This is a genomic window from Pseudomonas protegens (assembly GCF_013407925.2).
GTDB lineage: Bacteria > Pseudomonadota > Gammaproteobacteria > Pseudomonadales > Pseudomonadaceae > Aquipseudomonas > Aquipseudomonas fluorescens_AP.
Genome location: NZ_CP060201.1, coordinates 5,251,204 through 5,276,534 on the forward strand (window position 1 = coordinate 5,251,204; position 25,331 = coordinate 5,276,534).

Here is a 25,331-nt window from a genome sequence, read left to right on the forward strand (position 1 = left end):
GTCCGCTGCTTTGGCCGGAATAGTGGCTGTGCGGCTCTACGACGCTGGTTAAGATCGCCGAGTGTTTTTATTGCCCCGAGGTTTTCATGCGTTTCTATGATTTGCTCGAAGCCGTTCGCGGCCAGCCCCAGGCGCTGACCATTCCGGCAGAGTGGGCTCAAGGTCGCGCCAGTTTCGGTGGCCTGGTGGTCGCCCTGCAGTACGAAGCGATGCGCGCCAAGGTTCCGGCGGAGCGCCCGGTGCGTTCGTTGGCGGTGACTTTTGTCGGGCCCGTGGCGCCGGACGTACCGGTCAGTTTTGAAGTGGATGTCCTGCGTGAAGGCAAGGCGGTCAGCCAGGTATTGGGGCGGGTGATGCAGGAAGGCCAGGTGGTGACCCTGGTGCAGGGCAGCTTTGGCGCTTCACGCGAGTCCTCGGTGACGGTTGACGCCGAGCCGGCGCCCGAGATGAAGCACTGGGATGACTGTCAGGAGCTGCCCTACATCAAGGGCGTGACGCCGGAGTTCATGCGCCATCTGGCGATGCGCTGGAGCATTGGCGGCCTGCCTTTTACCGGCAACCGTTCCCGGGAGATGGGGGGCTGGGTGCGTTTGCGCGGTGAGGTCAAGGAAGAACCCGTGACCGAGGCGCACATTCTGGCGCTGGTGGATGCCTGGCCGCCGGCCTTGTTGCCGCACCTGAGCAAGCCGGCCGCCGGCAGCACCCTGACCTGGACCATCGAGTTCGTGCAACCGCTGCTGTCGGTGAGCACCCTGGACTGGTGCAAGTACCGGGTGGAAACCGAACATGCCCGCGACGGTTACGGCCACGCTGCGGCGGCACTCTGGAGTGCCGAGGGGCAACTGATCGCCCTGAGCCGGCAGACGGTGACCGTCTTCGCCTGAGGCCTCAGTGCCGGTGGCGTTGCAACCAGGCCCGCCACCAGGCACCGCTCAGGACAAAACGCGGAAAGGTCAGAAATTGCTCCACCAGCAGGCGTTGCACGGCGTCTTGACGATCCGTGAACGGCTCGACGGCTTGTGCTTCCAGGCTATGCCCATGGCGTTGCAGGCCCAGGGCGGCCAGTACGCCGACCACGCCGATGGCCAGGCTCAGGAAGCTCAGGGAAAACACCCCCGAGACGATCAGCAGAAAACCGACGATGAACAGCGGTACGGCAATCAGGTGCAACACCAGATTGGTCGGGTGCTGATGGCTCTGTGGGTAGACGCGCCATTGCCAGGCCGGAAGGTTGGGGTGACGTTTGCCCATGGTGATCATCCTCGGTTCTTGAAAACTCGTGAGCCAAGAATAGGGGCGAGGTCGGGAGAGGGCGAATCAAGGCTGGCTATCGCTCCGATAGCCAGCAGGCAATGGGCAGGGGTCAGAGCTTCAGTTGGCCGATGGCCTTGCTCAGCTCGCCGGCCAGGGTTGCCAGTTCGCTGCTGGTGGTGGCCGACGCCACGGTCTGTTGCACGGTGTTTTCGGTGACGTCGCGGATGCTCACCACTGCCCGGTTCATTTCTTCGGCCACCTGGCTCTGTTGTTCCGCAGCCACGGCGATCTGTGTGTTGCTTTCCCGCATTTGCGCCACGGCGCCGGTGATCTCCGCCAGAGCCGCCCCCGCTTCCTGGGCCTGCTGCACGCAGTCGTCGGCCTTGAACGAGCTTTCCTGCATGAAGTCCACGGCATCCCGGGTGCCTGCCTGCAAGGCGGCGACCATGCCGGTGATTTCATCAGTGGAAGACTGCACCCGTTTGGCCAGATTGCGCACCTCGTCGGCCACCACGGCAAAGCCGCGGCCCATTTCCCCGGCTCTGGCCGCTTCGATGGCGGCGTTGAGTGCCAGCAGGTTGGTCTGTTCGGCGATGCTGTGGATCACGTTGACCACGCCGTTGATCTTCTGGCTGTCCTCCGCGAGCTTTTGAATCATCTCGGCGGTTTGCTGCACGCCGTTGGAGAGTCCGGCAATGGATTTCTGCACCCGGCCGACCACCTCATGGCCGGTGCCGGCCAGGGTGTCGGCGGTCTGCGACAGGTCCCGGGTGGCGCCGGCGTGCTGGGCGATGTGGAAGACGGTGGCGGACATTTCATTGATGGCAGTGGCGGCCTGATCGGTTTCGCTTTGCTGACCGAGCATGCCGTGACGTACATCGTTCATGCTCGAGGCCAGGCGCGCGGCACCCTGATCCAGCTGGCGAGCGGTGTTGGCCACGGTGTTCACCACCCGTTGGTAACCGGCCTGCATGGCATTGAAGGCGCTGGCCATCTGGCCGACCTCGTCCTTGCAGGACAGCGGCACCCGGGCCGAGAGGTCGCCGGTTTTCTCCACATGCAGCATCACATCCTTGAGGGTGTTGAGCTGGCTGAGGAGAAAACGGATCAGCAACTGCGAGGCGCAAAGCATGGCGAACATCAGGATGAAGACGGCGACGGCGTAGTTGGTGAAGCGATCGCTGAACACCTGAGCCAGGCTCGGTGCGTGGGCCAGCACGGCAACCTGCTGGCCGTTGGCGCGGTTGATGACCTCGGCGCCCAGCAGCGGGTTGTCGCCGAAGAGCGGCAGGTGATTGATTTCGACCCAGCCATTGGCGCCGTTCAGTTCAGGCAAGGCCTGCCCGTTGAGGCTGGGAGTCTGGCCCTGGGAGAAGGACAGCAGGTGCTCGTCAGTGGGCAAGGGCTGTCCGGCAGGCCAGGCATTGAGCAGATGGGCCTGGCTGCGGGCTGCGGCCTGGGCGGCCTGACTGCGGGCCTGCTGCTCCAGTTGCACCGCGTACAGCACCAATAACAGGGTGGTGACGAAGGCGACCGCATTGACCGCCCAGAATTTGTATTTCAGCGAGATATTGCTAAGCCAGGCACCCATAGAAGGTCTTCTCTGATTGAGCGAAACAGTATTGGCAAGGTGCCAGTATTGTGCCGCCATGATCTCGGAAAAATCTTGATATGGGTCAAGCAATTTCTGGCAGGTTGAAAAAGGCTCTGGAGCAGGCCGTGCTGTGGCTGGCCAGGTCTTGCGGCGTCTCGTCCCGGTGCAGGGCCACTTCCCGCAGGACTTCGGTCAGGTAGGCGGGTTCGTTACGGCCATTTTTCGGCTTCGGCCGCAGGCTGCGCGGCAGCAGGTAAGGGGCGTCGCTTTCTAGCATCAGGCGTCCCCGGGGGATATTGCGCACCAGCGGGTGCAGATGGGTGCCCCGGCGTTCGTCGCAGATCCAGCCGGTGATGCCGATATGCAGGTCCAGGTCGAGGTAGCTGAACAGCGCGCGTTGCTCGCCGGTAAAGCAATGCACCACGGCCGCGGGCAAACGGTCACGAAAGTCTCGCAGAATGTCCAGCAGCCGCTGGTTGGCGTCGCGCTCGTGGAGGAAGACCGGCAGTTGCAGTTCGACCGCCAGGGCCAGGTGTTCTTCCAGGACCTTTTCCTGCTGCGGGCGAGGGGAGAAGTCGCGATTGAAGTCCAGTCCGCATTCGCCCACCGCTCGGATCCGTGGCTCGCTGAGCAGGGCGCGCAAGCGCCGCGGACTGTCGGCATTCCAGTGGCTGGCGCAGTGGGGGTGCAGGCCCGCGGTGGCGAACAGTCTGTGCCCGTCGGCATCCAGTTGCTGGCACAGTTCCAGGGCCTGTTCACTGCCCTCGACGCTGGTGCCGGTGAGGATCAATTGGCAGACCCCGGCCTCATAGGCGCGATTGAGAACGGCTTGGTGTTTTTCGGCAAAACAGGGATTGGTCAGGTTGACGCCGATATCGATGAGTTGCATGGTGCTATCTCCGCCTGCGGCCGGAAAGCATATCAGAGCTGTAGATTTATAAGAAAAGCCAAGAACTACAACGAGTTAACGCTGTCTTTTGTTGCCAGAAGCAGGTTGCGGCCAGGCCTTTTGCCGCCGTTCCGCTGCTCTTTCGCACCTTGCCAGCGCTCAAGGCGCTCTGTTTTTGTCGATCAAGCCTTCAAGAAGCGACGAAGGGTTGAACAGCATTCCCTGCGGAGAACGGATGACCCGACCCTCGATCTTGCTCGCGCTGTGCCTGTCGTTGCTGCTGCCCTTGCCGGCGCTGGCGCGCCTGGCCGGACCGCCGGAAGCCCTGGCATCCGGCAAGGTCCGGGATCTGGCGGAGATCCGCAGCAGTCGCGTGCTGCGGGTGCTGGTCAATCAGAGCCGCAACAGTTCCGGTGAGGTCCAAGGGCAGGCGATTGGCGTCGAATACCACCGCCTGCGCGCGTTCGAGCAATACCTCAATGGTCATGCCCGTGATGGTCAGGAGATCAGCCTCAAGATCATTCCCAAGGCCAAGGATCAACTGCTGGGTGCTTTGCAACGTGGCGAGGGCGATCTGGTGGCGCCCGGGGAGTTGCTGGAAGCTCTGCCGGGCCATGCGGTCAGCTCCAGCGATCCCATCGTCAGCAATGTTCCGCTGCTGTTGGTAGGCATCAAGGGCAAGCGTCGTTACACGCGGATCGAACAGCTGTCCGGCAAGACGCTGGCCCTGACCACCGGCAGTGCCGCCGGCGAGGCGGTGAATCAGATCAATCAGCGCCTGGCGTTGCACAAGCTGGCGCCGATCAAGGTCGAGTGGGTGGACCCGAGTCTGGCGGTGGAGGACGTGCTGGAAATGGTCCAGGGGGGCATCTTTCACCTGACCATTGTCGAGCAGCCGATTGCCGAGCGCTGGAGCAAGATCCTGCCCAAGCTGCGTTTCGACCGGCAGTTGAAGATCAGCGAGCCGGGCGAGGAGCACTGGTTTGTGCGGCGCGATGCATCGATGCTGCGGGCCAGCATCGATCGTTTTCTCAAGAGCTATAAGACCCCGGCGGATCAGGATGTGGCGTTCCTGCGCATCTATCGGCGGCAGTACCAGGTGCATTACCCCCTGGCCCAAGCCGATCGCCAGCGCCTGGAAAAACTGCGTCCGGTGTTGCAGAAGCATGCCGGGGAACAAGGCATGGACTGGCTGAATCTGGCGGCTCTGGCTTTCAAGGAGTCGGCGCTGCAACCCAGCGCCAGGAGCGGTAGCGGCCCGACCGGCCTGATGCAGATCACGCCTTCGGCGGCGCAACGGGTCGGGGTCAACAATATCCAGTCCCTCGATAGCAATGTGCAGGCCGGGGCCAAGTACCTGGCGATGATTCGCCGCAAGTTCTTTGCCAGTCCCAAGCTCAACGAACGTGAGCGAATGGCGTTTGTCCTGGCCGCCTACAACATGGGGCCGGAACGGGTGCAGGGCATGCGCAGCGAAGCCCGGCGTCGTGGGCTCAATCCCAATCAGTGGTTTTTCCAGGTCGAGCGGATCGCCATGGAGCAGGTGGGTATGGGAGCGGTCAGCTATGTTAATAGCGTCAACAAATACTATCTGGCCTTTGACCGTGAACGGGACTCTCTGGAGCCTCGGGAGCGAAAAGTTGCGTCTCGCAAATAATCGAAAATACTGATTGTTATCTCGGAATTATTCCGCTTTTAACATGATAAAAACTGATTAGTATGGCGACCAACTTCCCCGTCTTACACAGGACTACAGAGCATGAGCACACTGATCAAAAACGTACTGAGCACTCGCGCCGGTTATGGCTTGACCGTTTTGCGGATTTTCGTCGGCATCATCTTTGCGGCCCACGGCTCGCAGAAGCTCTTTGGCTGGTTCGGTGGTGGTGGCCTGGCGGGAACGGCTCAGTGGATGGAGAGCATCGGCCTGGCGCCGGGGTATCTGATGGCGTTGCTGGCCGGTGGTACCGAGTTCTTCGCCGGTCTGGCGTTGATCATCGGCCTGTTGGCGCGTCCCGCTGCCTTGGGCCTGTCGTTCACCTTGCTGGTGGCAATCTTCTCGGTGCATATCAGCAACGGTTTGTTCATGGCCAACAACGGCTATGAATTCGCCCTGGCGCTGTTGGGCGGTACCCTTGCGGTGCTGTTTGAAGGTGCCGGCAAACTGTCGCTGGATGCGACGATCGCCAAGTGATCCGAGGGCTTTATCCATCCGTCGCTGGTGGCGTTTGGACGCTCTGGATCAACCCTTAGGAAAGTTTCCAAGGCCTGCCGATGCAGGCCTTTTTCGTTGCTGCAAAATCTTGACACTGACCGGCCAGCTTCTCTAGGATGCTGCTCATGCGCCGATTTAAACAGCTACTTGCGGGGCGCCAGGTGAGTCGCAAGACCGCCGATAGAAGCTGCAGGCAGGCTTCGAAATACCGCTAAAGCGCTGGTTCGGTGTTGCCTCTCACCTGCCCGGCAGAAACCAGAGGCAGAGACACAATACGATGAATGCACCACGCCCCCTTGTACGTCTTGCGCCGCTCACGGCGAGCCTTTCCCAGCGCAACCCGAAAATCCTGCTTGGCGGCAAGCACCAACCCACCCTGTTGCGTTATCTCGATGGCTGGCCACGGCGTTCCGTGGGCCCGGCGGCCTTTCTGATTCAGTTTGTCGAAGAGGGCGAGTCCCTGGCTCGTTTTGCCAGTGACAGCTTTGATCTGGCGGTCATTCCGGCGCCCAGTGCCGAGCATGCCGCTGAAGTCATCAAGCAATTGACCCGCGTCGCTCGCCAAGGGCTGATCATTCGCCGCTAGAGGCGGCTCCGACGGCGCTGTGCAGCTTGCTGCTGAACTGCGCCGTATTCAGATGATGATTGCATCGAGCAGAGAATGGCTGGCGTATTTCCAGCTGTGGGGTTGCCCCTTGCTCATGAAGTGATCGGGGCTCGCAATTCAAACAACCGCATTGCGTTTTGCCAGTTCAGCCAGGGCCACCAGGTTGGAAATGTTGAAGCGCTTGAGCAAACGCACTTTGTAGGTACTGACGGTCTTGTGGCTGATCAGCAGGGCGTCGGCGATCTGCTGATTGTTCAGGCCGGTGGCCAGCAGTTTCAGGACGGTGATCTCGCGATCGGTCAGGCGGGAGATCAGTACGCTTTCCTGGCTGGCAGCATTGGTGTTCTGCTGCAGGATATTGATGGTGTCCTCCGGGAAGTAGCTGTACCCGGACAGAATCGCTTTCACTGCATTGGCCAGTTCGTGAAGATTCTCGGTCTTGCACAGAAAGCCCGCGGCTCCGGCCTGCAGGCAGCGCAACGCGAAGTTCTTCGAATCGCTGGAAGTCAAAACCAGGGTCTTCACATGCAGGTCTGCGGACTTGATATGGGCGATGACCGAGAACCCGTCCAGGTTGGGAATCCCCAGGTCGAGGATCAACAGGTCCGGCATGTGTTTACGCACCAGTTGCACGGCGTCCGCACCGTTGTCGGCCTCAGCGACGATGGTGTGGTGATGGGGTTCCAGCACCGACCTGATGGCCAGTCGGATCAGTGGGTGGTCATCGACGATAATGATGTTGCCCATTTAGTGCATTCCCTTTGTCTTTTTAGAGGTTTTGGTCGTTGGTGGCGGGTTCTTTGCGGAGGTTGATTGCAAGTGGTCAGACGTGCCGAGTACAAACGCTGTTGCTTAAAATGTGTCTGAGGCCGCAAGCCTCGGCGGTTTGGCTCTATGATTGGCCGACCTCTCTGAAATCTAAATCGGACAAATCTGATAGTGCGGCGTCAACGATTCACGGGGAGGGCAGCCGCCCGAGATCGGCCGGGTTCATCGGTCAATTCGAATAACAGAACAGCCGCTACAAGGCTGGAAGGTGACAAGCCAATTGAGTACCAAGCTCATCACGCAGGATGGTTACGACGCACTGAAGCAGGAGCTGGATTACCTGTGGCGGGAGAAACGTCCGGATATCACCCAGAAAGTTACCTGGGCCGCGTCCCTGGGCGATCGCAGCGAGAATGCTGACTATCAGTACAACAAGAAGCTGCTGCGGGAGATCGATCGTCGGGTGCGCTACATCCGCAAGCGCCTGGAAGACATGAAAGTGGTGTCCTATGCCCCGGAGCAGGAAGGCCGGGTATTTTTCGGTGCCTGGGTCGAGGTGGAAAACGAAGCTGGCGAGATCAAGCGCTTTCGTATCGTCGGTTATGACGAGATCTATCTGCGCAAGGACTACATATCCATCGACTCGCCGATGGCCAGGGCCCTGCTGAAGAAGGAAGTGGGCGACGAAGCCATTGTTCATACCCCGGCAGGTGAAACCTGCTGGTGGATCAACCAGATCGAGTATGTGAAGTAGGCTCGGCAGCCGGCGCTGGCGAGCCATGAGTCTTCAGCCTTCGCGCAAGACACTCAAGGGGCTGGCGTTCAACGCCCGGCGGGCGCCGAAAATGCCGGCCCCGCCAACCAGCAGCGCGCCAACCAGCGGCAGCAGCAAGAGCCAGGGGTGGGGATGCCAGGGCAAGTCGAAGGCAAACCGGTAGAGCACCAGGCTGATCAGTTCGCTGCCCAGGGCCGCCAGCAGGCCGCTGACCGCTCCAAGCAGGCCGAATTCGATTCGCCGGGCCTTGACCAGCAACCTGCGTTCGGCGCCGAGGGCGCGTAGCAGCGCACCTTGGCGAATACGTTCGTCCAAGGTGGCTTGCAGGCCGGAAAACAGCACGGCCATTCCCGCCGCCAGGACAAACAGCAGCACATATTCCACCGCCAGAGTGACCTGGGCCAGGATGCTGCGCAGTTGCTCCAGCAGGGCCTCCACTTGAAGGATGGTGACCGCCGGAAAAGCCCTGGACAGTTCGACGATCTGCTGGTCGTGCCCCGGACTCAGGTAAAAGCTGGTGAGGTAGGTGGCGGGCAGGTCCTTCAAGGTGCCTGGCTGGAAGATCATGAAGAAGTTCGGTTGGAAGTTGTCCCAGTTGATGCTGCGCAGGCTGGTGACCTGGGCCTCCCGATCGACTCCCGCGACGCTGAAGATCAGGCGGTCACCCAGCTTCAACTTCAGGCTTTGTGCCACCTTGGCCTCCACGGACACGCCAGGCACCGGGTCATTGGTCGGGGTCGACCACCATTGGCCTGCGGTGATGCTGTTGCCGGCAGGCAGATCAGCGGCCCAGGTCAGGCTCAGATCACGCTGAACGGCCCGGTCACCACTGGAGTCCTTGCTGACAATCTCCCTCACAGGTTCGCCATTGATGCTCACCAGGCGTCCGGGAACCACTGGATACAGTGGCGCCGAGGGCGCCGAGAGTTGTACCAGGCGGTCACTGAAGGCCTGCTTTTCGGCCGGCAGGATATTCAGGGCAAAGTAGTTCGGGGCATTTTTGGGCAACTGGTTCTGCCAGGTGTCCAGCAGTTCGCCCCGCAGCAGGGCGATCAAGGCCATGGACAGCAGAATCAGGCCGAAGGCCAGGGATTGCCCGGCCGCTGCCAGCGGGTGACGCAGCAACTGGCCCAGGCCCAGGCGCCAGGGCAGGGAGGACCGGGCCAGCAGGCGGCGCAGGCTTTGCAGCAGCAACAGCAGCAATCCGCCCAGGAGCAATGCGGCTATCAAGCCGCCGCCGAGCAGGGCGAAGGTCAGCAGTAGATCCAGACTCAAGCGCCACATGATCAAGCCCAGGGCAAATAGCGCGGCGCCGTAGATCATCCAGGTGCTGGAGGGAATCGGTAGCAGGTCGCGCCGCAGGACCCGTAAAGGCGGGACCCGGCCCAGCGCGGCCAGGGGCGGCAAGGCGAATCCCGCCAGGGCGACCAGCCCGGTGCCAATCCCGGCGATGGCTGGCAGCAGTCCTCCAGGCGGCACGTCGTTGGGCAAAAGATCATGCAGCAGATAGAACAGGCCAAGCTGGGCCAGCCAGCCCAGCAAGGCTCCGCTGAGGCTGGCCAGCAGTCCCAGCACTGCCAATTGCACGCTGAACAGCAGCATGGTTTCCCGGCGTGACAATCCCAGGCAGCGCAGCAGGGCGCTGGCATCGAAGCGGCGGGCGGCAAAGCGATTGGCCGATAAGGCCACGGCGACACCCGAGAGCAGCACTGCCACCAGGCTGGCCATGTTCAGGTAGCGTTCGGCCTTGCCCAGGGCGCCACCAATCTGCTGGTTGCCATCTCGGGCATCCTGCAGTCGCTGGTTGGCCGCCAGTCCCGGTTTGATCAATTGGCGGTAGCGTTCGAGGGCTGCGGCAGGGCCGCGCCAGAGCTCCTTGTAGCTGACCCGGCTGCCAGGCTGGACGACGCCGGTGGCTTGCAGGTCGTCCAGGCTGATCAGCACCCGGGGCGTCAGGCTGTAGAAGTTGCCGGCTCGGTCGGGCTCATAGGTCAGGACCCGCGCCAGGCGCAAGGTCTGCAGGCCGACATCGATGCTGTCTCCGATCTTCAGGTTCAGGGCGGTCAACAGTCGCGACTCGACCCAGGCCTCGCCCGCCTTCGGCCCCCCGCCCGATTCCTCTGTGGCGTAGGGAGCTGCCGCGCTCTTGAGCTGGCCGCGAAGCGGGTAGGCGGAGTCCACGGCCTTGATGCTCGACAGCTGGATGCCGTTGTCCGTGGCGATGACGCTGGAGAACTCGACAATGCGCGCATGCTGAAGCCCAAGTTCGCGCCCGCTGTCGATTTGTTCCGGGCGGGCCGGCGAGCTGCCTTCTAACAGCAGGTCAGCGCCGAGAAACTCGGTGGCCCGCAGCAACATGGCGCCATTGAGACGGGCGCCGAAGTAGCCGATGGCGGTACTTGCCGCTACGGCGACCAGCAATGCAAAGAACAATACGCGCAACTCGCCGGCGCGGGCGTCGCGCAGCAATTGGCGGAAGGCGAGGCTGAACAGGCGCAACAGCGGCATGCGTGCCATCAAGGCTCCAGAGGGGCGACCAGCAAGCCCGCTTCAAGACGGATCAGGCGCCGGCAGCGATGGGCCAGGCGTTCATCGTGGGTCACCAGCACCAGGGTGGTGCCGCTTTCCTTGTTGAGTTCGAACAACAGGTCACTGATGCGTTCGCCGGTGTGACTGTCGAGGTTGCCGGTGGGTTCATCGGCAAACAGCACGTCGGGTTCGGCGGCAAAGGCCCGGGCGATGGCTACTCGTTGCTGCTCGCCGCCGGACAGCTGGCGCGGCGAGTGGCTCAGGCGCTGGCCGAGGCCGACTCGCTGCAGCAACTCGGTGGCCCGTTCTCGAGCGTCACGGCGGCCATCCAGTTCCAGGGGCAGCATGACGTTTTCCAGAGCGTTGAGGCTGTCGAGCAGTTGAAAGGATTGGAAGACGAATCCCACATGTTCGGCCCTGATCCGCGCCCGCTGGTCCTCATCCAGGCGGCTCAGGGCCTGACCGGCGAGGGTCACTTCACCGCTGCTGGGCAGGTCGAGTCCGGCAAGCAGGCCGAGCAGGGTGGATTTACCGGAGCCGGAGGCGCCGACGATGGCCAGGCTGTCGCCCTGATTCAGCTCCAGGTCGAGTTCGTGCAGGATGGTCAGTTCACCTTCCGCGCTGGGAACCACTTTGCTAAGGTTCCGCGCAGTGAGAATGCTTGCGCCCATGGAGAATCCGATGCGTGTATGGTTTTTGAGTGCCGGCCTGGCCTTGATATGCATGGCCCAGAACGCAGCGGCGGGTACGGTCCTGATCGTGGGCGATAGTATCAGTGCGGCTTTCGGCCTGGATACCCGCGAAGGTTGGGTGGCCCTGCTGGAGAAGCGGCTCAAGGACCAGGGTTTTAGCGACAAGGTGGTCAACGCCTCGGTCAGCGGCGACACCAGCGCAGGTGGGCAGGCGCGGCTGCCGGCGCTGCTTGCAGCGCATAAGCCGCAGGTGGTGATCCTTGAATTGGGTGGCAACGACGGCTTGCGCGGCCAGCCGCCGCAGCAATTGCAACAAAATCTTGCCTCGATGATCGACAGTGCCCAGGCCGATGGGGCCAAGGTCCTGCTGTTGGGCATGCAGTTGCCGCCCAATTACGGTGTGCGCTACACCCAGGCGTTCGCCCAGGTCTACAGCCAGCTGGCCAGCGACAAGCAGGTGGCCCTGGTGCCGTTTTTTCTCGAAGGGGTCGGCGGTCATCCCGAGCTGATGCAGGCGGACGGTTTGCACCCTGCAGCAGCGGCCCAGGGCAAGTTGCTGGAAAATGTCTGGCCGACGCTAAAACCGCTGCTTTGACGCTTTTCTAGCGGCAGTGTTTCGGCTAATGTGGCGCCCCCGATTTGGAGCCCCCGATGCCGCGTCCCGCCTGGTCCCTGTTTGCCTATCAACTGATCGAGCCTGATGAGCAGCTTGACCTGTTCGCCTGTCAGGAAGTTCGGGTGCATCTGGTGACTCGGCAGTTGGAATTGGGTGGTTCGGCCGACCGGACCCTGTGCGGCACGTTGCTGCCTGCGCAGCCGCGCTGGTCGGGCGTGGATCGGACGATTTTCCAGGACCAGCGACTCTGCCCTCTGTGCCGGGCGATTCTGGAGTCACAAAAGCGCGGGACGCCACCGATCTGGCCTGAGCTGCGCTTCGAGCTGTAGGCGGTCGATCGCCGACCGTTGCGACAGGGATTTCATGTGTCTGTGCTTGTCTCCCCGCTCGGCTCTCGTAGCCTGGGGGCGGGGGTGTACAATCGCGTTTCTATCACTCGTTGTTCATGCGAAGGATTATCCGGATGTTGCCGCGCCTCCCTGCCGTCACCCGCTGCCTGACACTTGCCGCATTGTGTGTGGCAGGTCCCGTTGCAGCATTGGAATTGCCTCTACCGCCGCCCGGTGAAGATATCGTCGGCCAGGTGCAGGTGATCAAGGCCAAGTACGAAGACACCTTTGCCGATCTGGGTACCGCTTACGACCTGGGCTACCTGGAAATGGTGGCGGCCAACCCGGGGGTCGATCCGTGGTTGCCGGGAGCCGGCACCGAGGTGGTCCTGCCGACTCGCTTTGTCCTGCCTCCCGGGCCACGTGAAGGCATCGTGATCAATCTGGCGGAATATCGCCTGTACTACTTTCCCAAGGGCCGGAGTGTGGTTTACACATTCCCCCTGGGCATTGGCCGTGAGGGCTGGGGGTCGCCGATCGCCCATACCAGCATCACCGCGAAGACTCCGAATCCGACCTGGACGCCACCGGCGTCGATTCGCGCAGAGCACGCTGCCGATGGTGATCCGTTGCCAAGCGTCGTACCTGCGGGGCCGGACAACCCCTTGGGGCCATTCAAGTTCACCTTGGGCACCCCCGGTTACCTGATCCACGGTTCCAACAAGAAATTCGGCATTGGCATGCGCACCAGCCATGGCTGTTTCCGCATGCTCAACAACAACGTGCTGGAGATGGCTGGCATGGTTCCGGTCGGAACTTCGGTGCGGATCATCAACGAGCCGTACAAGTTCGGTATCAGTGGCGGAAAAGTCTATCTGGAAGCGCACACGCCATTGGATGACAAAGGCAATCCTTCGGTGGTCGACAAACATACTGCCGTGATCAATGCCTTGCTCAAGCGCGAAGATCTGGCCAATAACCTGCGCATGAACTGGGATGTGGTGCGTGATGTCGTCGCCGCCGAAGAAGGTTTGCCGGTGGAGATCGCGGTGCCGACGACTGCCGCGCCTGCGGCATCGATGTCCAACCTGACCTACGATCTGCAGCAGTAAGCGCTGTAACAGGCAGCCCGCCGATGCCGACTGGCAGCGGCGGGTTTTTTATTGCCGGTGGAAAACTGTGGGCAATAAAAAAGCCGATCCAAAAAATGGATCGGCTTGATAACAATCCCGAGGGACTATTACTTGCGGCTAGCTTTTTCCAGCATACGCAGAGCGCGCTCGTTAGCTTCGTCAGCAGTCTGTTGTGCTTTTTGAGCAGCAGCCAGAGCTTCATCAGCTTTACGGTAGGCTTCGTCTGCACGAGCCTGGGCACGAGCGGCTGCATCTTCAGTAGCAGTCAGACGAGCTTCGGTTTCTTTGGATACGCTGCTGCAACCGGTAGCCAGAACTGCGGCCAGAGCCAGAGCAGAGAATTTCAGAACGTTGTTCATCGTGTTCCCCTTCAAGGACTTTCTATTAGTAGCTATCCCCCCAGAGTGGGGAAATAACCGGCGTACATACTACCCATTACTTGTAGTAAGTAAACTGACGTAGCGCAAGAAGCAAAAAAAATTCTAGGCGGTGATTCTTTTTCGAGCAACTTTTTGGGCGGTTGTATAAAAAACATTCAATCGCAAGGCTCTGCCAGAGGGTGCTGCACGTTTGCCAGCATTGCTCTCGGACTTTTCCGATCGCTGTTTCGGAGTCTAGGCTAAAGTCGTTCTATATTGAGTCACCGACACTTTTCTTCAGATTCCGCGCAGCCTTGGCCTATCTTTATCCATCACGCCGGTGACTTTAAGAAGCGCTGTTCGTCTTAAGTTCCAGCATCCGGCGATGTATAGCCTCAACCCACTTCATGCGCTGAACCGGGCTGTGGTTCCCGCAAGGCCCGATTGGGGTATTTGCGCTGATCTGTGACGAGTGTGGCTTGAGCATTTGCGCCAAGGACGCCTACTATTTTGTAACGTGCTCGCGATGCAAGAGCGGCAGTTTCTACTCGGCGTCCGACTGGCACGAGGTGGCGTAAGTTGTTCCTTCGCCGGAAAAACATCGGTAAGGTAGGGGTCAGCATTCCAGACCCGCAAGGAGTAGTGATGAGCGAGGCGTTGTCCATCCACCATGACCAGGCTGGTCATCAGTTCGAGACCAATGTGGACGGTCATCGTGCCTACCTGACCTATATGGACCTGGGTAAGCAAACCCTGGATATCTACCGCACCTTCGTGCCCAATGCGTTGCGTGGACGCGGTATTGCCGCGGCGCTGACCGAGCAGGCACTGGAGTACGCCGAACGTATGGGCTACACAGTGATTCCTTCCTGCTCCTATGTCGAACGCTACATGGAACGCCATCAGCGTCACGCCGCGAAGCTCTGATCGGGGCGACCATGAAAAACGCCGGGCTTGGCCCGGCGTTTTTGTGTCTGGCGAACGGGATCAGCTGCGATCGCGTTTCGGCAGTACATCCTTGAGCTTGGCGTGCATGCTGCGCAGGGTTTTCTCGGTGCTTTCCCAATCGATGCAGGCATCGGTAATCGATACCCCGTACTGCAGGTCCGACAAGTCCTTCGGAATGGCCTGACAACCCCAGTTCAGATGGCTCTCCACCATCAGACCGATGATCGACTGATTGCCTTCGAGGATCTGGTTGGCAACGTTCTCCATGACCAACGGTTGCAGCGCCGGATCCTTGTTGGAGTTGGCGTGGCTGCAATCGATCATGATGTTCGGCTTGATCTTGGCCTTGCTCAGGGCCTGTTCACAGACCGCGACGCTGACCGAGTCATAATTGGGCTTGCCATTGCCGCCGCGCAGTACCACGTGGCCGTAGGCGTTGCCTTTGGTGGTGACGATCGACACGCCGCCCTGTGGGTTGATCCCCAGGAAACGGTGGGGACTGGAAACCGATTGCAGGGCGTTGATCGCTACAGTCAGGCCGCCGTCGGTGCCGTTCTTGAAGCCCACGGCAGAGGACAGGCCGGAAGCCATCTCGCGGTGGGTCTGGGATTCCGTGGTACGGGCGCCGATGGCCGACCAACTGATCAGGTCCTGCAAGTATTGCGGGGAGATGGGGTCCAGCGCTTCAGTGGCGGTAGGCAGACCCATTTCCGCGAGGTCCAGCAGCAACTGGCGTCCAATATGCAGGCCATCCTGAATCTTGAACGAGTCGTCCAGGTACGGGTCGTTGATCAGGCCTTTCCAGCCAACGGTGGTCCGCGGTTTCTCGAAGTAAACGCGCATCACCAGATACAGGGTGTCGGAAACTTCCGCCGCCAGGGCCTTGAGTCGCTCGGCGTACTCGTGGGCTGCCTTGATGTCGTGGATCGAGCAGGGCCCGATGACGATGAACAACCGATGGTCAGTGCCGTCGAGGATGTTGCGGATCACTTCGCGACCCTTGGTCACGGTGCGCAAGGCGGTGTCGCTCAGCGGGATGTCTCGTTTGAGTTGATCAGGGGTGATCAGGGTCTCGTTGGAGGCGACGTTTAGGTCGTTGATCGGTAAATCAGCCATCGTGTTACTCGTCAGGTCACGGGTGCCGGCCGCCAGCGATCCCCGCGCGGCGGAGCACAGCGGATTTGAGCGCGTCGGGGAGCGGAACCTTAGCGCGTTAGCCGGTGACTCTACAATGGGCAAGAGGCGGTTTTATTGGGTTACGGCTGCACGAAAGCCTGGTGTACGCAGTCTTCGGAATAGTCTTTTGCGTGCCGTTCGACCCAGTCCAGAGCCAGGGCTTCGATGCATCGCTGTTCGCTTAGAGGTTCATGCAGGCGGCAGTAGCGGGCGATCTGGCACACCTGCTCACCCATGCGAGCGCTGAACAGGGTTTGTTCATCGACGAAGGCGATACCCACCAGGTAGCCGCGCTTGCGTTTCAGGCACCAGGCAACATAGCCGTTGTACCGTGCATTCTCCCCCAGTGAGGGCATGTGCACTTCCAGCGCAGTGCCGTGGCGCCAGGCACGGTGGTAATTGCACGCCATGCCACCGAGGCTGATAGTGTGCAACCGCTGGCGCGAAATGCAGGCGTACTTGCGCAGGGTCAGTTCAACCGGAACATCATCAGGATGAGGCAGAAAACGTCCCATGACCGCAGACTCCGAGTGTCGTCCATTTGACATTATTTCCCCCAGTATAGTGATCGAATTGGAACTGACCGATTTCGACATCGACCAGCAATTACTGAGCCTGGATGGTGTTTCCCTGGTGGTTTTCACTTCTCCCGGTTGCTCCGGTTGTCGCTGGGCGCGAACCCAGTTGCCCGGGTTGGGACTGCCGGTCGCGCGCCTGTGCTGGGTCGATGCGGGCAACAACGGTGGAGCAGTGGAGCGCTATCAGGTGTTTCACCTGCCGGCGCTGTTTGTGGTGCGTGACGGTGAGTTTTATGGATCCTTGCAATCGCGGCTGACGCCCCATGCGCTCAATGAGAGCCTGCGTCAGGCGCTCAATCGAATACCAGAGGAGTTGCCTTGATGGGTGCAGACCGTAAACCGCGTGTAGGCATTATCGGAACCGGAGCGATCGGAGGTTTTTACGGGGTGATGCTGGCGCGGGCCGGTTTCGACGTGCACTTTCTGTTGCGCAGCGAGTTCTCCGCAGTGGTGGAACAGGGGCTGCAGGTCAATAGCGCCCAGCATGGGGTGTTGAGCCTGAAGCCGGTGCAGGCATACGCCAGTGCCGAAGAAATGCCACCTTGTGACTGGCTGCTGGTGGGCGCCAAGACCACCCACAATGTCCAGTTGGCGCCGGTGATCATCCAGGCGGCGGCGCCTGGCGCCAAGGTCCTGTTGCTGCAAAACGGGCTGGATGTGGAGGACGCCTTGCGTGCCGAGCTTCCCGACACGCTGCATCTATTAGGCGGCTTGTGCTTTATCTGCGTGCATCGCGCGGGCCCCGGACAGATCGAACACCAGGCTCTGGGGGCGATCAACCTGGGTTACCACAGTGGTCCAGCCAGTGCTGATCCGGCCCTGAGCCAGGCGCTGGTCGAGGAAGGGGCGGGATTGTTTCGTGCCGCCGGGCTCGACTCCCAGGCCATGAACAATCTGCATCAGGCGCGCTGGCAGAAGCTGGTGTGGAATGTGCCGTATAACGGTCTGTCGGTGCTGCTCAAGGCCAGCACCACGCCGCTCATGGCCGACCCGGCCAGTCGCGAGCTGATTCAGGACCTGATGCAGGAAGTGCTGCAGGGGGCTGCGGCCTGCGGTCATGTGATCCCTGAGGCTTATGCGCAGCAGCTGTTCAGGTCCACCGAACACATGCCGGATTACTGGCCAAGCATGTACCACGATTTTCTGCATCAGCGCCCTCTGGAATTGGCGACTATTTATGCTGCGCCTTTGGCCGCGGCCCGGGCCGCTGGTTGCGAGTTGCCGAAAATCCGCGCGTTGTACCAGAGCCTGTGTTTTATCGATCGGCACCACATTTGAGCGAACGACCTGAAGGGGGCGCGGTATGGCAAAGGGACTGGATGGCAAGCTGGTGGTGGCAATCTCTTCACGCGCGCTGTTCGACCTGAGTGAAAGCCATAAGGTCTATCTGGCCCAGGGCGTCGAAGCCTATCGGCAATATCAGATCGAGCACGAGGACGAGATCCTCGAGCCGGGCGATGCTTTTCCATTGGTGAAGAAGCTCCTGAGCCTGAATGCCAGCCTGGGGCGGGCGCGGGTCGAGGTGGTGCTGGTGTCGCGCAACAGTGCCGACACCGGCCTGCGGGTGTTCAACTCGATTGAACATTACGCCCTGGGTATCTCCCGTGCGGCATTTGTGGGGGGACGCAGTCCCTATCCCTACCTGGCGGCCTTCGGCAGCGATCTGTTTCTTTCCACCCACGCCGACGATGTCCGCAGTGCGCTGGAGGCCGGATTCGCTGCAGCGACCATCCTCTCCGGCGGTGCCCGACGCGCGGCCAATGGCGAACTGCGCATCGCCTTCGACGGTGATGCGGTGCTGTTTTCCGACGACTCGGAGCGGGTCTACCAGGCCGGTGGCCTGGAAGCGTTTCAAGCCAGTGAGCGGCAGTCGGCCCGGGAGCCTCTGCCCGGAGGACCTTTCAAGGGATTTCTCGCGGCGCTGAATCTGCTGCAGGGCGAGTTTCCCGACGATGCCTGCCCGGTCCGCACGGCCCTGGTCACCGCCCGCTCGGCGCCGGCCCATGAGCGGGTCATCCGCACCTTGCGCGAGTGGAATATCCGTCTCGACGAGTCCCTGTTCCTGGGCGGCCTGGAGAAGGCGGCCTTTCTCGAAGCTTTCGCCGCCGATGTTTTTTTCGACGACCAGGCCGGCCATTGCGAGTCCGCTCGCGAGGTGGTCGCCACCGGTCATGTGCCTCATGGCATCAGCAACGAAGCCAGGAACTAAGTCTGAAACGGGGTGGTTTGCCTCCAGCCTCCCACAGTTCCCGGCACTGCTAAGCTGAATCCATCTCCGCCATCTTGGCAGTTGAGGAGGTCATATGATTCGTTCGATGCTGTATGCCACCGACCTAGGTCTGTACGCTCCCTTTGTCATGCAGCATGCCCTGGAGCTGGCTCGAACGTTCAATGCCGACTTACATGTAGTGCACGCTGTGGAGCCTATGGGGTTGTTCGCCGAATCGGTGTTGCAGAGCTATCTGGATGAGCAGTCGCTGAACGAGTTTCATCGCCAGGGCCTGAGCACCGTGATGGCCAATATCGAACAGCGGGTGCTGGACAGTTTTCGCGAGGAACTGGGTGAGGGCCTGCACGACCTGAGCTTGATCCAGTCGGTGCGGGTGCTTCAGGGCGACCCATCCCAGGTGATTCTGGAGCAGGCGGCGAAACTCTCGGTGGATTTGCTGATCGTAGGAAGTCACAGCCACGGAGTTGGTGCGCAAACCCCTCTGGGGCGCACGGCATCACGGGTTTTGCAGCTGTCCAAAGTCCCGGTTTACCTGGTGCCTCTGGTCCAGCGTCGACGGCAGGGGGATGCCTGAGGGCGGAATGGAAAATTCTGAATAAAAGTTCTAGATTTATTCTCCTGACCATTAATATAGTTATATACCGTCGCTGATACCCGTGGCGCCTACCTGCTTTGAGGGATTGATATGAAGCTTCAACAATTGCGCTACATCTGGGAAGTGGCGCACCACGACCTCAACGTCTCAGCTACCGCGCAAAGCCTTTACACCTCGCAACCGGGTATCAGCAAGCAGATCCGTCTGCTCGAGGACGAGCTCGGGGTCGAGGTCTTCGCCCGCAGCGGCAAGCATCTGACCCGGGTGACCCCAGCCGGTGAGCGGATCATCACGACCGCCGGCGAGATCTTGCGCAAGGTCGAAAGCATCAAGCAGATCGCCCAGGAGTTCTCCAACGAGAAGAAAGGCACCTTGTCGATTGCCACCACTCACACCCAGGCGCGTTATGCCTTGCCTCCGGTGATCAGCAGCTTTATCAAGCAATACCCGGATGTGGCCCTGCACATGCACCAGGGCTCGCCGATGCAAATCGCCGAAATGGCCGCTGACGGCACCGTGGATTTCGCCATCGCCACCGAGGCCCTGGAGTTGTTTGGCGATTTGGTGATGATGCCGTGCTACCGCTGGAACCGTTGCGTGGTGGTGCCACAGGGCCACCCGCTGACCAAACTGCCGAAGCTGACCCTCGAAACCCTGGCCGAGTACCCGATCGTCACCTACGTATTCGGTTTCACCGGCCGCTCCAAGCTCGACGAGGCCTTCAGCCATCGCGGCCTGACGCCAAAGGTGGTGTTCACCGCCGCCGACGCCGACGTGATCAAGACCTATGTACGCCTGGGGCTGGGCGTGGGCATCGTGGCCAAGATGGCCGTCGACACCAAGCTCGACAGCGACCTGGTGGTTCTGGATGCCAGTGAACTGTTCGAGTCGAGCATCACCAAGATCGGTTTCCGTCGCGGCACCTTCCTGCGCGGCTTCATGTGCGATTTCATCGAAAAGTTCGCCCCGCACCTGACCCGCGAAGTCATGGCCAAGGCCATTGCCTGCCACAACAAGCAGGAACTGGAAGAACTGTTCGACGGCGTCGAACTGCCGGTTCACTGATCCTAGCGGACCTCGGTGACAGTGAACTGTTGCCGAGTACCTGCCACCACGATCTCCACCTCATCCTCCTCGAACTTGCCCAACAGGCTTTGGCCCAGCGGGGAGCGTGGGGTGATGACGGTCACCAGTTGGCCCACCACATAAACCTTCAGGCCCGCGCCATCCGGGCCGAGAAACAGCCATTGTTCGTGGCCATTTTCATCCTCGAGTCCCAACAGCGCGCCGACCTGAATCCCTGACCGCGCGTCATAGGGACGCAGGCCAAGGTTTTGCCAGAGGCTCAATGCCTGACGCATCTCCTCGACCCGGCGAGCCTGCCCGGCTGCCAGGTAGGACGCTTCAAGTCCCAGCGTGTCGTACTTGTTCTCGGCGATGTTCTCTTCGTGGGTGGCGGTTTCGTAGGCGGTTTGTGCGGCCCGTACCGCGACCTCCAGGTCGTCCCGGAGCTGTTGCAGAATCAGTTGGCAGACAGACTGTTTATTCATGATCAATTACAGAATTGCAGAACATTGGCCCGACTCTTTTCACTGGGCGCGGTCTGGTCCTGTTGCAACCAGAACTGGCATTTGGGGTTGGACAGGTTGCGCGGGTTGCTGCGAGCGTTATCCAGGGCTTGCAGTTCTTCGTTCTTGCGCAGGTTTTCCTGATATTGCTCGAACATCCGATTGGGCGGCTCCGGCGCAACCACCGGCGGCTTCGCCAATTGCTGCACGGCTTGCGCCACAGGAGCCAGTTGCTGACTGAAGATAAAGTGCGAGCCTAGCCAGCAAGTCAGGACAATCGCCAGAAACCCCAGCCACAGGCCCAGGGCAATGCTGCCGCTGAGCGCCAGGGCATTGAAGCTGATGCGCAAGGGGCGACGGGCGGGCGGGCGATAGGGCATGGTTGCCTCCTGGCGGGCGGTAGTGGGCGAGGGCTGATTGTCGCACGAAGATTAATCGAGGTTGGCTCTTCTGCGCAGGAGCATTTATGCGGACAATCGGCGCCTTTGCCAATCGGGGACTGGAATGAAAGCCTCCTGGGACATTTTTTGCAGCGTCGTCGACAACTACGGCGACATCGGCGTGACCTGGCGTCTGGCCCGGCAGTTGGTGGCCGAGCATCAGTGCGCGGTGCGTTTGTGGGTCGATGATCTGCGGGCCTTCGAAAAGATTTGCCCGCAGATTGATACCCAGCGGCAACGCCAGGATCAGGACGGGGTCGAGGTGCGTCACTGGCCGGCCCAATGGCCGGCTGAAGCGCCAGCGGATGTGGTGATTGCCGCGTTCGCCTGCCAGTTGCCCCATGCCTATATGGAGGCCATGGCCGAGCGCGAGCGGGCGCCGCTGTGGCTGAACCTGGACTATCTGAGTGCGGAAGACTGGGTCAGTGGCTGCCACGGCCTGCCGTCAGTGAAGTTTCGCGGCGTACAGAAGTACTTTTTCTTCCCAGGATTCCAGGCTGGCACGGGCGGCTTGCTGCGCGAAGCCGGATTGCTCGAACGCCGTCGGCATTTTCAGGCCGATCGCCAGGCCCAGCGGGATTTTCTGCAGGGCCTGGGCGTGACGCCCGCCGCCGATAGCCGCTTGATGTCGTTGTTCGCCTATGAAAACGCCGGTCTTGGCGGTTGGCTGGAGGCCTTGGCCACCGATGCACAACCGACTCATTTGCTGGTGCCCGAAGGCCGCATTCTCGGTGACGTGCAGCGCTGGCTGGGTGTTGAATCTCTGGTGGTCGGCAGCCTGCAGGTGCGTCAGTCGCTGACGGTTCAGGTCTTGCCCTTTGTTCGCCAGGAAGATTACGACCGGTTGCTGTGGTGCTGTGCATTCAATGCGGTGCGCGGGGAAGATTCCTTCGTGCGCGCGCAATGGGCCGGGCGGCCGATGCTCTGGCATATCTATCGCCAGGACGAAGATATCCACCTGGACAAGCTCGAGGCTTTTCTTGCCTTGTACACCAGGGCACTTTCCCCGGGCGCCAAGGCGGCGGTACTGGCCTTGTGGCAGGCCTGGAATACCGAGGCCGCGATGGCCGAACCCTGGAAAAACCTGCTGCAACACTGGCCGGAAGTCACCGCGCATGCCGAACAATGGTGTCTGGAACAAGGCTTGCAGGCCGATCTTGCTGCGGCGCTGGTGCAGTTTTACCTAAATTGGATATGATACGCGGCCAAGATTTTTGTAAATCCCATCCAAATTCGGATATTCGCAATGAAAACTGGTAAAGAACTCAAACCCGGTACCGTGATCCGTATCGACAACGATCCTTGGCTGGTTCAGAAAGCTGAATTCACCAAGTCCGGTCGTAACAGCGCGATCATGAAGACCAAGCTGAAGAACCTGCTGACCGGTTACAAGACCGAAACCGTTTACGGTGCGGACGACAAACTGGACGACGTGATCCTGGATCGCAAAGAAGCGACCCTGTCGTTCATCAGCGGTGACACCTACACGTTCATGGACACCACCGACTACACCATGTACGAGCTGAACGCCGAAGACATCGAAGCCGTTCTGCCGTTCATCGAAGAAGGCATGACCGACGTTTGCGAAGCCGTGTTCTTCGAAGACCGTCTGGTTTCCGTTGACCTGCCGACCACCATCGTGCGTCAGGTTGACTACACCGAAGGTTCCGCTCGCGGCGACACTTCGGGCAAGGTGATGAAGCCTGCCAAACTGAAAAACGGTACCGAGCTGAGCGTTGCGGACTTCATCGAGATCGGCGACATGATCGAGATCGATACCCGCGAAGGCGGTTCCTACAAGGGCCGCGCCAAGGTTTAATCCTGGCCGACCTTGTACATGAAAAAGCCCGACCTTGAGTCGGGCTTTTTTATGCCTGGCGTTTACTGTTTCAGACGTTCACGTGCAGGCGTACATCCACATTGCCGCGGGTGGCGTTGGAGTAGGGGCAGACCTGATGCGCCGCGTCCACCAGGCTTTGCGCTTCATCCTGGGCCAGGCCGGGCAGGCTCACATGCAGATCGATATCCAGGCCGAAACCGCCAGGGATCTGACCGATGCCGACGTGGGCGGTGATCGAGGCGTCGTCCGGGATCTTGCGCTTGCTCTGGCTGGCCACGAACTTCAGGGCACCGATAAAGCAGGCCGAATAGCCGGCAGCGAATAGCTGTTCCGGGTTGGTTGCCTGCCCACCGGCGCCGCCGAGCTCCTTGGGGGTGGCCAGTTTGACATCGAGGATCTGGTCGTTGGAAACAGCGCGGCCATCACGGCCACCGGTGGCGGTTGCAATGGCGGTGTAGAGAGTCTGCATGGTAGAAACCTCGTTTTAGGTGATTTTCGCGCTAATAGTTTGCGCGCTAAGTAAGTGCAAAATAAATGTATCGCTCAAATATTTAGTGCGCAAGATAAATTTTCGAGGAAAATCCTTCCTGAATCCTTAAGTCAAGGTCAACTCGTTGATTTTAAAAAGGATATTTTTATCGATCAGCCAGTCTCCTTCGCAGGAGCTGGCTTGCCCGCGACGGGTCAAAGACTGCCTTGCAGATGCCCGCGCAGCACCTGCAAATCTTCCTGCAACTGACGCAATTGCTCCACGCTCCGGCCGCTGGCGCCGAGGATGCACTGCGGAATGTCCTGGGCCTGTTCCCGAAGCTTATGGCCCTGTTCGCTCAGCTTGACGATCACCACCCGTTCATCTTCCCGGCTGCGGGTCCGAGTCAGCAGGCCCTCGGCCTCCAGGCGCTTGAGCAGCGGCGTCAGCGAGCCCGGATCGGTCAGCAGGCGCTGGCTGATCTCGCCGACGGTCAGTTCATCCCGTTCCCAGAGCACCAGCATGGCCAGGTACTGCGGGTAGGTCAGCCCGAGTCGCTGCAGCAACGGCTTGTAGACCTTGGTCAGCAGCAGCGATGTGGAGTGCAGGGCGAAACACACCTGGTTATCCAGCAGCAGTTGTTCGCAAGTGTCCGCGGTAGAGGGTTTGGTGGTCATGAGGGATGCCTTGATCATTAATGGTCCTGAATCTAGCGGGCGAGTCTTTAATGCGCCAGATAATTTTCCGCCCAGGCTCAGCCCATGGCGCTTTGCAGCGCCAGGTCCCAGGGCGGAATCGGGCTGAAGTGGCTCTTCAGGTATTCCAGGAGCAAACGACTGCGGGCATTGGGGTGTTGTTCCATGCGCAAGGCATAGATGCCGGCGGTTTCCGGCTTGGGCAGGCCGCCGTCGCAGAACAGCGGCACCAGTTCCCCCCGCAGCAGGTATTCGCTCACCAGCCAGGTCGGCAGATGGGCAATCCCCAGGCCGGCCAGGGCTCCGGAAAGCAGGGCTTCGGCATTGTTGGCGCTGAGGCGGATGCGTTGCGGGCGATGGCTCTGCACCTGGCCATCCCGCTCGAATCGCCAGGCAAACAGCGGCGCCAGCCCGTCCCAGTCCAGGCCGTCGTGCTGGTTGAGTTCGGCGGGATGGCGGGGGATGCCGCGGCTTTTCAGGTAGGACGGGCTGGCGCAGGCGATGCGCACGATGCTCGCCAGGGAGGTGGCGACCATTCGCGTATCCACCCGCTGGCCTGCGCGCAGGACCAGATCGACCTTGCCCAGATGCGAGCCCTGCATGTCGACGAAGCTGTCGATCAGGTGCAACTGCACATCCAGCCCCGGGTAGAGCGCCAGGAAATCGGCAATGGCCGGCGCCAGGTGGCGACGACCGAAGGCGGCCGGGGCATCGATGCGGATCAGGCCTTCCGGGGCATGGCTCAAGGACACCGCTTCGGCGCGGGCCAGCTGCAGTTCGGCGACGATACGCCGTGCCCGTTCAGCAAAGGCCAGGCCGGCCGCCGTGGCCACTACCGCATGGGTGGTGCGCATGAACAGCGTGGTGCCCACGGCGCTTTCCAGGCTGTCGATGCGCCGGGCCACGGCGGAAGGGGTCAGGGGATGACGGCGGGCCGCGGCGGAAAAGCTCCCGGCTTCCAGCACATCGAGAAACAGCCCCAGTTGTTCGGTGAGGATATTGGGATTCATGATCAGGTCGCTTATGCGAAAA

General features: G+C 60.8%; 30 protein-coding genes. 16 read left to right on the plus strand and 14 right to left on the minus strand.

Features of this window, described 5'->3' with window-relative positions; translation table 11 throughout:
* Nucleotides 1–86 precede the first annotated feature (86 nt).
* Nucleotides 87–884 carry an acyl-CoA thioesterase gene (locus tag GGI48_RS24500; RefSeq protein ID WP_103739936.1) on the plus strand — a complete coding sequence of 266 codons (798 nt, stop codon included), beginning with the start codon at nucleotides 87–89 and terminating at the stop codon, nucleotides 882–884.
* Nucleotides 885–888: 4 nt separating this feature from the next.
* On the opposite strand, the gene GGI48_RS24505 is transcribed toward GGI48_RS24500, so the two are convergent.
* The 3 genes from GGI48_RS24505 to GGI48_RS24515 all read right to left on the minus strand — a co-directional run bounded on the left by GGI48_RS24505 (nucleotide 889) and on the right by GGI48_RS24515 (nucleotide 3,737).
* Nucleotides 889–1,251: a terminase gene (locus GGI48_RS24505; RefSeq protein WP_179600404.1), complete on the minus strand. Its 363-nt coding sequence runs from the start codon at nucleotides 1,249–1,251 to the stop codon at nucleotides 889–891.
* A gap of 112 nt (nucleotides 1,252–1,363) precedes the next feature.
* Nucleotides 1,364–2,845, minus strand: coding sequence for a methyl-accepting chemotaxis protein (locus GGI48_RS24510; protein ID WP_016964069.1), 1,482 nt, complete (start codon nucleotides 2,843–2,845; stop codon nucleotides 1,364–1,366).
* Between the two features lie 85 nt (nucleotides 2,846–2,930).
* The gene (locus GGI48_RS24515; RefSeq protein ID WP_179600406.1) at nucleotides 2,931–3,737 is read right to left on the minus strand and encodes a TatD family hydrolase; all 807 of its coding nucleotides are present in this window, start codon (nucleotides 3,735–3,737) and stop codon (nucleotides 2,931–2,933) included.
* Nucleotides 3,738–3,972: 235 nt separating this feature from the next.
* Between GGI48_RS24515 and GGI48_RS24520 the strand changes: the two genes are divergently transcribed.
* The 3 genes from GGI48_RS24520 to GGI48_RS24530 all read left to right on the plus strand — a co-directional run bounded on the left by GGI48_RS24520 (nucleotide 3,973) and on the right by GGI48_RS24530 (nucleotide 6,538).
* A complete protein-coding gene (locus tag GGI48_RS24520) occupies nucleotides 3,973–5,394 on the plus strand; it encodes a transglycosylase SLT domain-containing protein (protein ID WP_016967438.1) in 1,422 nt (473 codons plus the stop codon).
* 102 nt (nucleotides 5,395–5,496) lie between these two features.
* On the plus strand, nucleotides 5,497–5,931 hold the full coding sequence (locus tag GGI48_RS24525) for a DoxX family protein (RefSeq protein ID WP_016967437.1): 435 nt from the start codon (nucleotides 5,497–5,499) through the stop codon (nucleotides 5,929–5,931).
* A 298-nt stretch (nucleotides 5,932–6,229) separates the two neighbouring features.
* Nucleotides 6,230–6,538 (plus strand): hypothetical protein, encoded by a 309-nt coding sequence (locus tag GGI48_RS24530; RefSeq protein WP_016967436.1) that lies wholly within the window; start codon nucleotides 6,230–6,232, stop codon nucleotides 6,536–6,538.
* A gap of 138 nt (nucleotides 6,539–6,676) precedes the next feature.
* Here GGI48_RS24530 and GGI48_RS24535 read toward each other — a convergent pair whose 3' ends face one another.
* Nucleotides 6,677–7,306: a response regulator transcription factor gene (locus GGI48_RS24535; protein ID WP_016967435.1), complete on the minus strand. Its 630-nt coding sequence runs from the start codon at nucleotides 7,304–7,306 to the stop codon at nucleotides 6,677–6,679.
* Between the two features lie 301 nt (nucleotides 7,307–7,607).
* Here GGI48_RS24535 and greB point away from each other — a divergent pair, with 301 nt between their 5' ends.
* Complete coding sequence (gene greB, locus GGI48_RS24540) at nucleotides 7,608–8,081, plus strand: transcription elongation factor GreB (RefSeq protein ID WP_016967434.1); 474 nt, start codon at nucleotides 7,608–7,610, stop codon at nucleotides 8,079–8,081.
* Between the two features lie 33 nt (nucleotides 8,082–8,114).
* Here the strand turns inward: greB and GGI48_RS24545 are convergent, their stop codons facing one another.
* Nucleotides 8,115–10,619, minus strand: a complete 2,505-nt coding sequence (locus GGI48_RS24545) for an ABC transporter permease (protein WP_179600408.1) — start codon at nucleotides 10,617–10,619, stop codon at nucleotides 8,115–8,117.
* Nucleotides 10,619–11,302: an ABC transporter ATP-binding protein gene (locus GGI48_RS24550; RefSeq protein WP_016967432.1), complete on the minus strand. Its 684-nt coding sequence runs from the start codon at nucleotides 11,300–11,302 to the stop codon at nucleotides 10,619–10,621. The genes GGI48_RS24545 and GGI48_RS24550 overlap by 1 nt, the downstream gene beginning before the upstream one ends.
* A gap of 10 nt (nucleotides 11,303–11,312) precedes the next feature.
* Between GGI48_RS24550 and GGI48_RS24555 the strand changes: the two genes are divergently transcribed.
* From GGI48_RS24555 to GGI48_RS24565, 3 genes are all read left to right on the plus strand, one after another.
* Nucleotides 11,313–11,918, plus strand: coding sequence for an arylesterase (locus GGI48_RS24555; protein ID WP_179600409.1), 606 nt, complete (start codon nucleotides 11,313–11,315; stop codon nucleotides 11,916–11,918).
* Between the two features lie 56 nt (nucleotides 11,919–11,974).
* Complete coding sequence (locus GGI48_RS24560; RefSeq protein WP_016967430.1) at nucleotides 11,975–12,268, plus strand: hypothetical protein; 294 nt, start codon at nucleotides 11,975–11,977, stop codon at nucleotides 12,266–12,268.
* 134 nt (nucleotides 12,269–12,402) lie between these two features.
* Nucleotides 12,403–13,380, plus strand: a complete 978-nt coding sequence (locus GGI48_RS24565; RefSeq protein ID WP_047305543.1) for a L,D-transpeptidase family protein — start codon at nucleotides 12,403–12,405, stop codon at nucleotides 13,378–13,380.
* Nucleotides 13,381–13,508: 128 nt separating this feature from the next.
* Here GGI48_RS24565 and oprI read toward each other — a convergent pair whose 3' ends face one another.
* Nucleotides 13,509–13,760: an outer membrane lipoprotei OprI gene (gene oprI, locus GGI48_RS24570; RefSeq protein WP_003448337.1), complete on the minus strand. Its 252-nt coding sequence runs from the start codon at nucleotides 13,758–13,760 to the stop codon at nucleotides 13,509–13,511.
* Between the two features lie 645 nt (nucleotides 13,761–14,405).
* Between oprI and GGI48_RS24575 the strand changes: the two genes are divergently transcribed.
* The gene (locus GGI48_RS24575; RefSeq protein WP_011062548.1) at nucleotides 14,406–14,687 is read left to right on the plus strand and encodes a GNAT family N-acetyltransferase; all 282 of its coding nucleotides are present in this window, start codon (nucleotides 14,406–14,408) and stop codon (nucleotides 14,685–14,687) included.
* A 60-nt stretch (nucleotides 14,688–14,747) separates the two neighbouring features.
* On the opposite strand, the gene GGI48_RS24580 is transcribed toward GGI48_RS24575, so the two are convergent.
* A complete protein-coding gene (locus tag GGI48_RS24580; protein ID WP_016967428.1) occupies nucleotides 14,748–15,824 on the minus strand; it encodes a 3-deoxy-7-phosphoheptulonate synthase in 1,077 nt (358 codons plus the stop codon).
* 140 nt (nucleotides 15,825–15,964) lie between these two features.
* Entirely contained in the window at nucleotides 15,965–16,399 is a 435-nt protein-coding gene (locus GGI48_RS24585) for a PilZ domain-containing protein (protein ID WP_016967427.1), read from the minus strand.
* On the opposite strand from GGI48_RS24585, the gene GGI48_RS24590 reads away from it, so the two are divergent.
* The 5 genes from GGI48_RS24590 (at nucleotide 16,398) to cysB (ending at nucleotide 20,352) form a co-directional block, all read left to right on the plus strand.
* Nucleotides 16,398–16,784, plus strand: coding sequence for a thioredoxin family protein (locus GGI48_RS24590; protein ID WP_016967426.1), 387 nt, complete (start codon nucleotides 16,398–16,400; stop codon nucleotides 16,782–16,784). The genes GGI48_RS24585 and GGI48_RS24590 overlap by 2 nt on opposite strands.
* Complete coding sequence (locus tag GGI48_RS24595) at nucleotides 16,784–17,740, plus strand: putative 2-dehydropantoate 2-reductase (RefSeq protein WP_047305540.1); 957 nt, start codon at nucleotides 16,784–16,786, stop codon at nucleotides 17,738–17,740. Before GGI48_RS24590 ends, GGI48_RS24595 begins: the two co-directional genes overlap by 1 nt.
* Before the next feature lie 25 nt (nucleotides 17,741–17,765).
* Nucleotides 17,766–18,671, plus strand: a complete 906-nt coding sequence (locus GGI48_RS24600; RefSeq protein ID WP_047305539.1) for a 5'-nucleotidase — start codon at nucleotides 17,766–17,768, stop codon at nucleotides 18,669–18,671.
* Between the two features lie 94 nt (nucleotides 18,672–18,765).
* Nucleotides 18,766–19,266: a universal stress protein gene (locus GGI48_RS24605; protein WP_016967424.1), complete on the plus strand. Its 501-nt coding sequence runs from the start codon at nucleotides 18,766–18,768 to the stop codon at nucleotides 19,264–19,266.
* Between the two features lie 111 nt (nucleotides 19,267–19,377).
* Nucleotides 19,378–20,352, plus strand: a complete 975-nt coding sequence (cysB, locus tag GGI48_RS24610) for an HTH-type transcriptional regulator CysB (protein WP_011062541.1) — start codon at nucleotides 19,378–19,380, stop codon at nucleotides 20,350–20,352.
* A 2-nt stretch (nucleotides 20,353–20,354) separates the two neighbouring features.
* Here cysB and GGI48_RS24615 read toward each other — a convergent pair whose 3' ends face one another.
* Both GGI48_RS24615 and GGI48_RS24620 read right to left on the minus strand, forming a co-directional pair.
* Nucleotides 20,355–20,837 carry a GreA/GreB family elongation factor gene (locus GGI48_RS24615; protein ID WP_047305538.1) on the minus strand — a complete coding sequence of 161 codons (483 nt, stop codon included), beginning with the start codon at nucleotides 20,835–20,837 and terminating at the stop codon, nucleotides 20,355–20,357.
* Between the two features lie 2 nt (nucleotides 20,838–20,839).
* On the minus strand, nucleotides 20,840–21,235 hold the full coding sequence (locus tag GGI48_RS24620; RefSeq protein WP_047305537.1) for a hypothetical protein: 396 nt from the start codon (nucleotides 21,233–21,235) through the stop codon (nucleotides 20,840–20,842).
* 124 nt (nucleotides 21,236–21,359) lie between these two features.
* On the opposite strand from GGI48_RS24620, the gene earP reads away from it, so the two are divergent.
* Together earP and GGI48_RS24630 are read left to right on the plus strand one after the other, a co-directional pair.
* The gene (earP, locus tag GGI48_RS24625; protein ID WP_047305536.1) at nucleotides 21,360–22,493 is read left to right on the plus strand and encodes an elongation factor P maturation arginine rhamnosyltransferase EarP; all 1,134 of its coding nucleotides are present in this window, start codon (nucleotides 21,360–21,362) and stop codon (nucleotides 22,491–22,493) included.
* Between the two features lie 48 nt (nucleotides 22,494–22,541).
* Nucleotides 22,542–23,114 carry an elongation factor P gene (locus tag GGI48_RS24630; protein ID WP_007931398.1) on the plus strand — a complete coding sequence of 191 codons (573 nt, stop codon included), beginning with the start codon at nucleotides 22,542–22,544 and terminating at the stop codon, nucleotides 23,112–23,114.
* 70 nt (nucleotides 23,115–23,184) lie between these two features.
* Here GGI48_RS24630 and GGI48_RS24635 read toward each other — a convergent pair whose 3' ends face one another.
* The 3 genes from GGI48_RS24635 to GGI48_RS24645 all read right to left on the minus strand — a co-directional run bounded on the left by GGI48_RS24635 (nucleotide 23,185) and on the right by GGI48_RS24645 (nucleotide 25,309).
* Nucleotides 23,185–23,604, minus strand: coding sequence for an organic hydroperoxide resistance protein (locus GGI48_RS24635; RefSeq protein ID WP_047305535.1), 420 nt, complete (start codon nucleotides 23,602–23,604; stop codon nucleotides 23,185–23,187).
* A 215-nt stretch (nucleotides 23,605–23,819) separates the two neighbouring features.
* On the minus strand, nucleotides 23,820–24,281 hold the full coding sequence (locus GGI48_RS24640; RefSeq protein WP_047305573.1) for a MarR family winged helix-turn-helix transcriptional regulator: 462 nt from the start codon (nucleotides 24,279–24,281) through the stop codon (nucleotides 23,820–23,822).
* 77 nt (nucleotides 24,282–24,358) lie between these two features.
* Nucleotides 24,359–25,309, minus strand: a complete 951-nt coding sequence (locus tag GGI48_RS24645; protein WP_047305534.1) for a LysR family transcriptional regulator — start codon at nucleotides 25,307–25,309, stop codon at nucleotides 24,359–24,361.
* Nucleotides 25,310–25,331 lie beyond the last annotated feature (22 nt).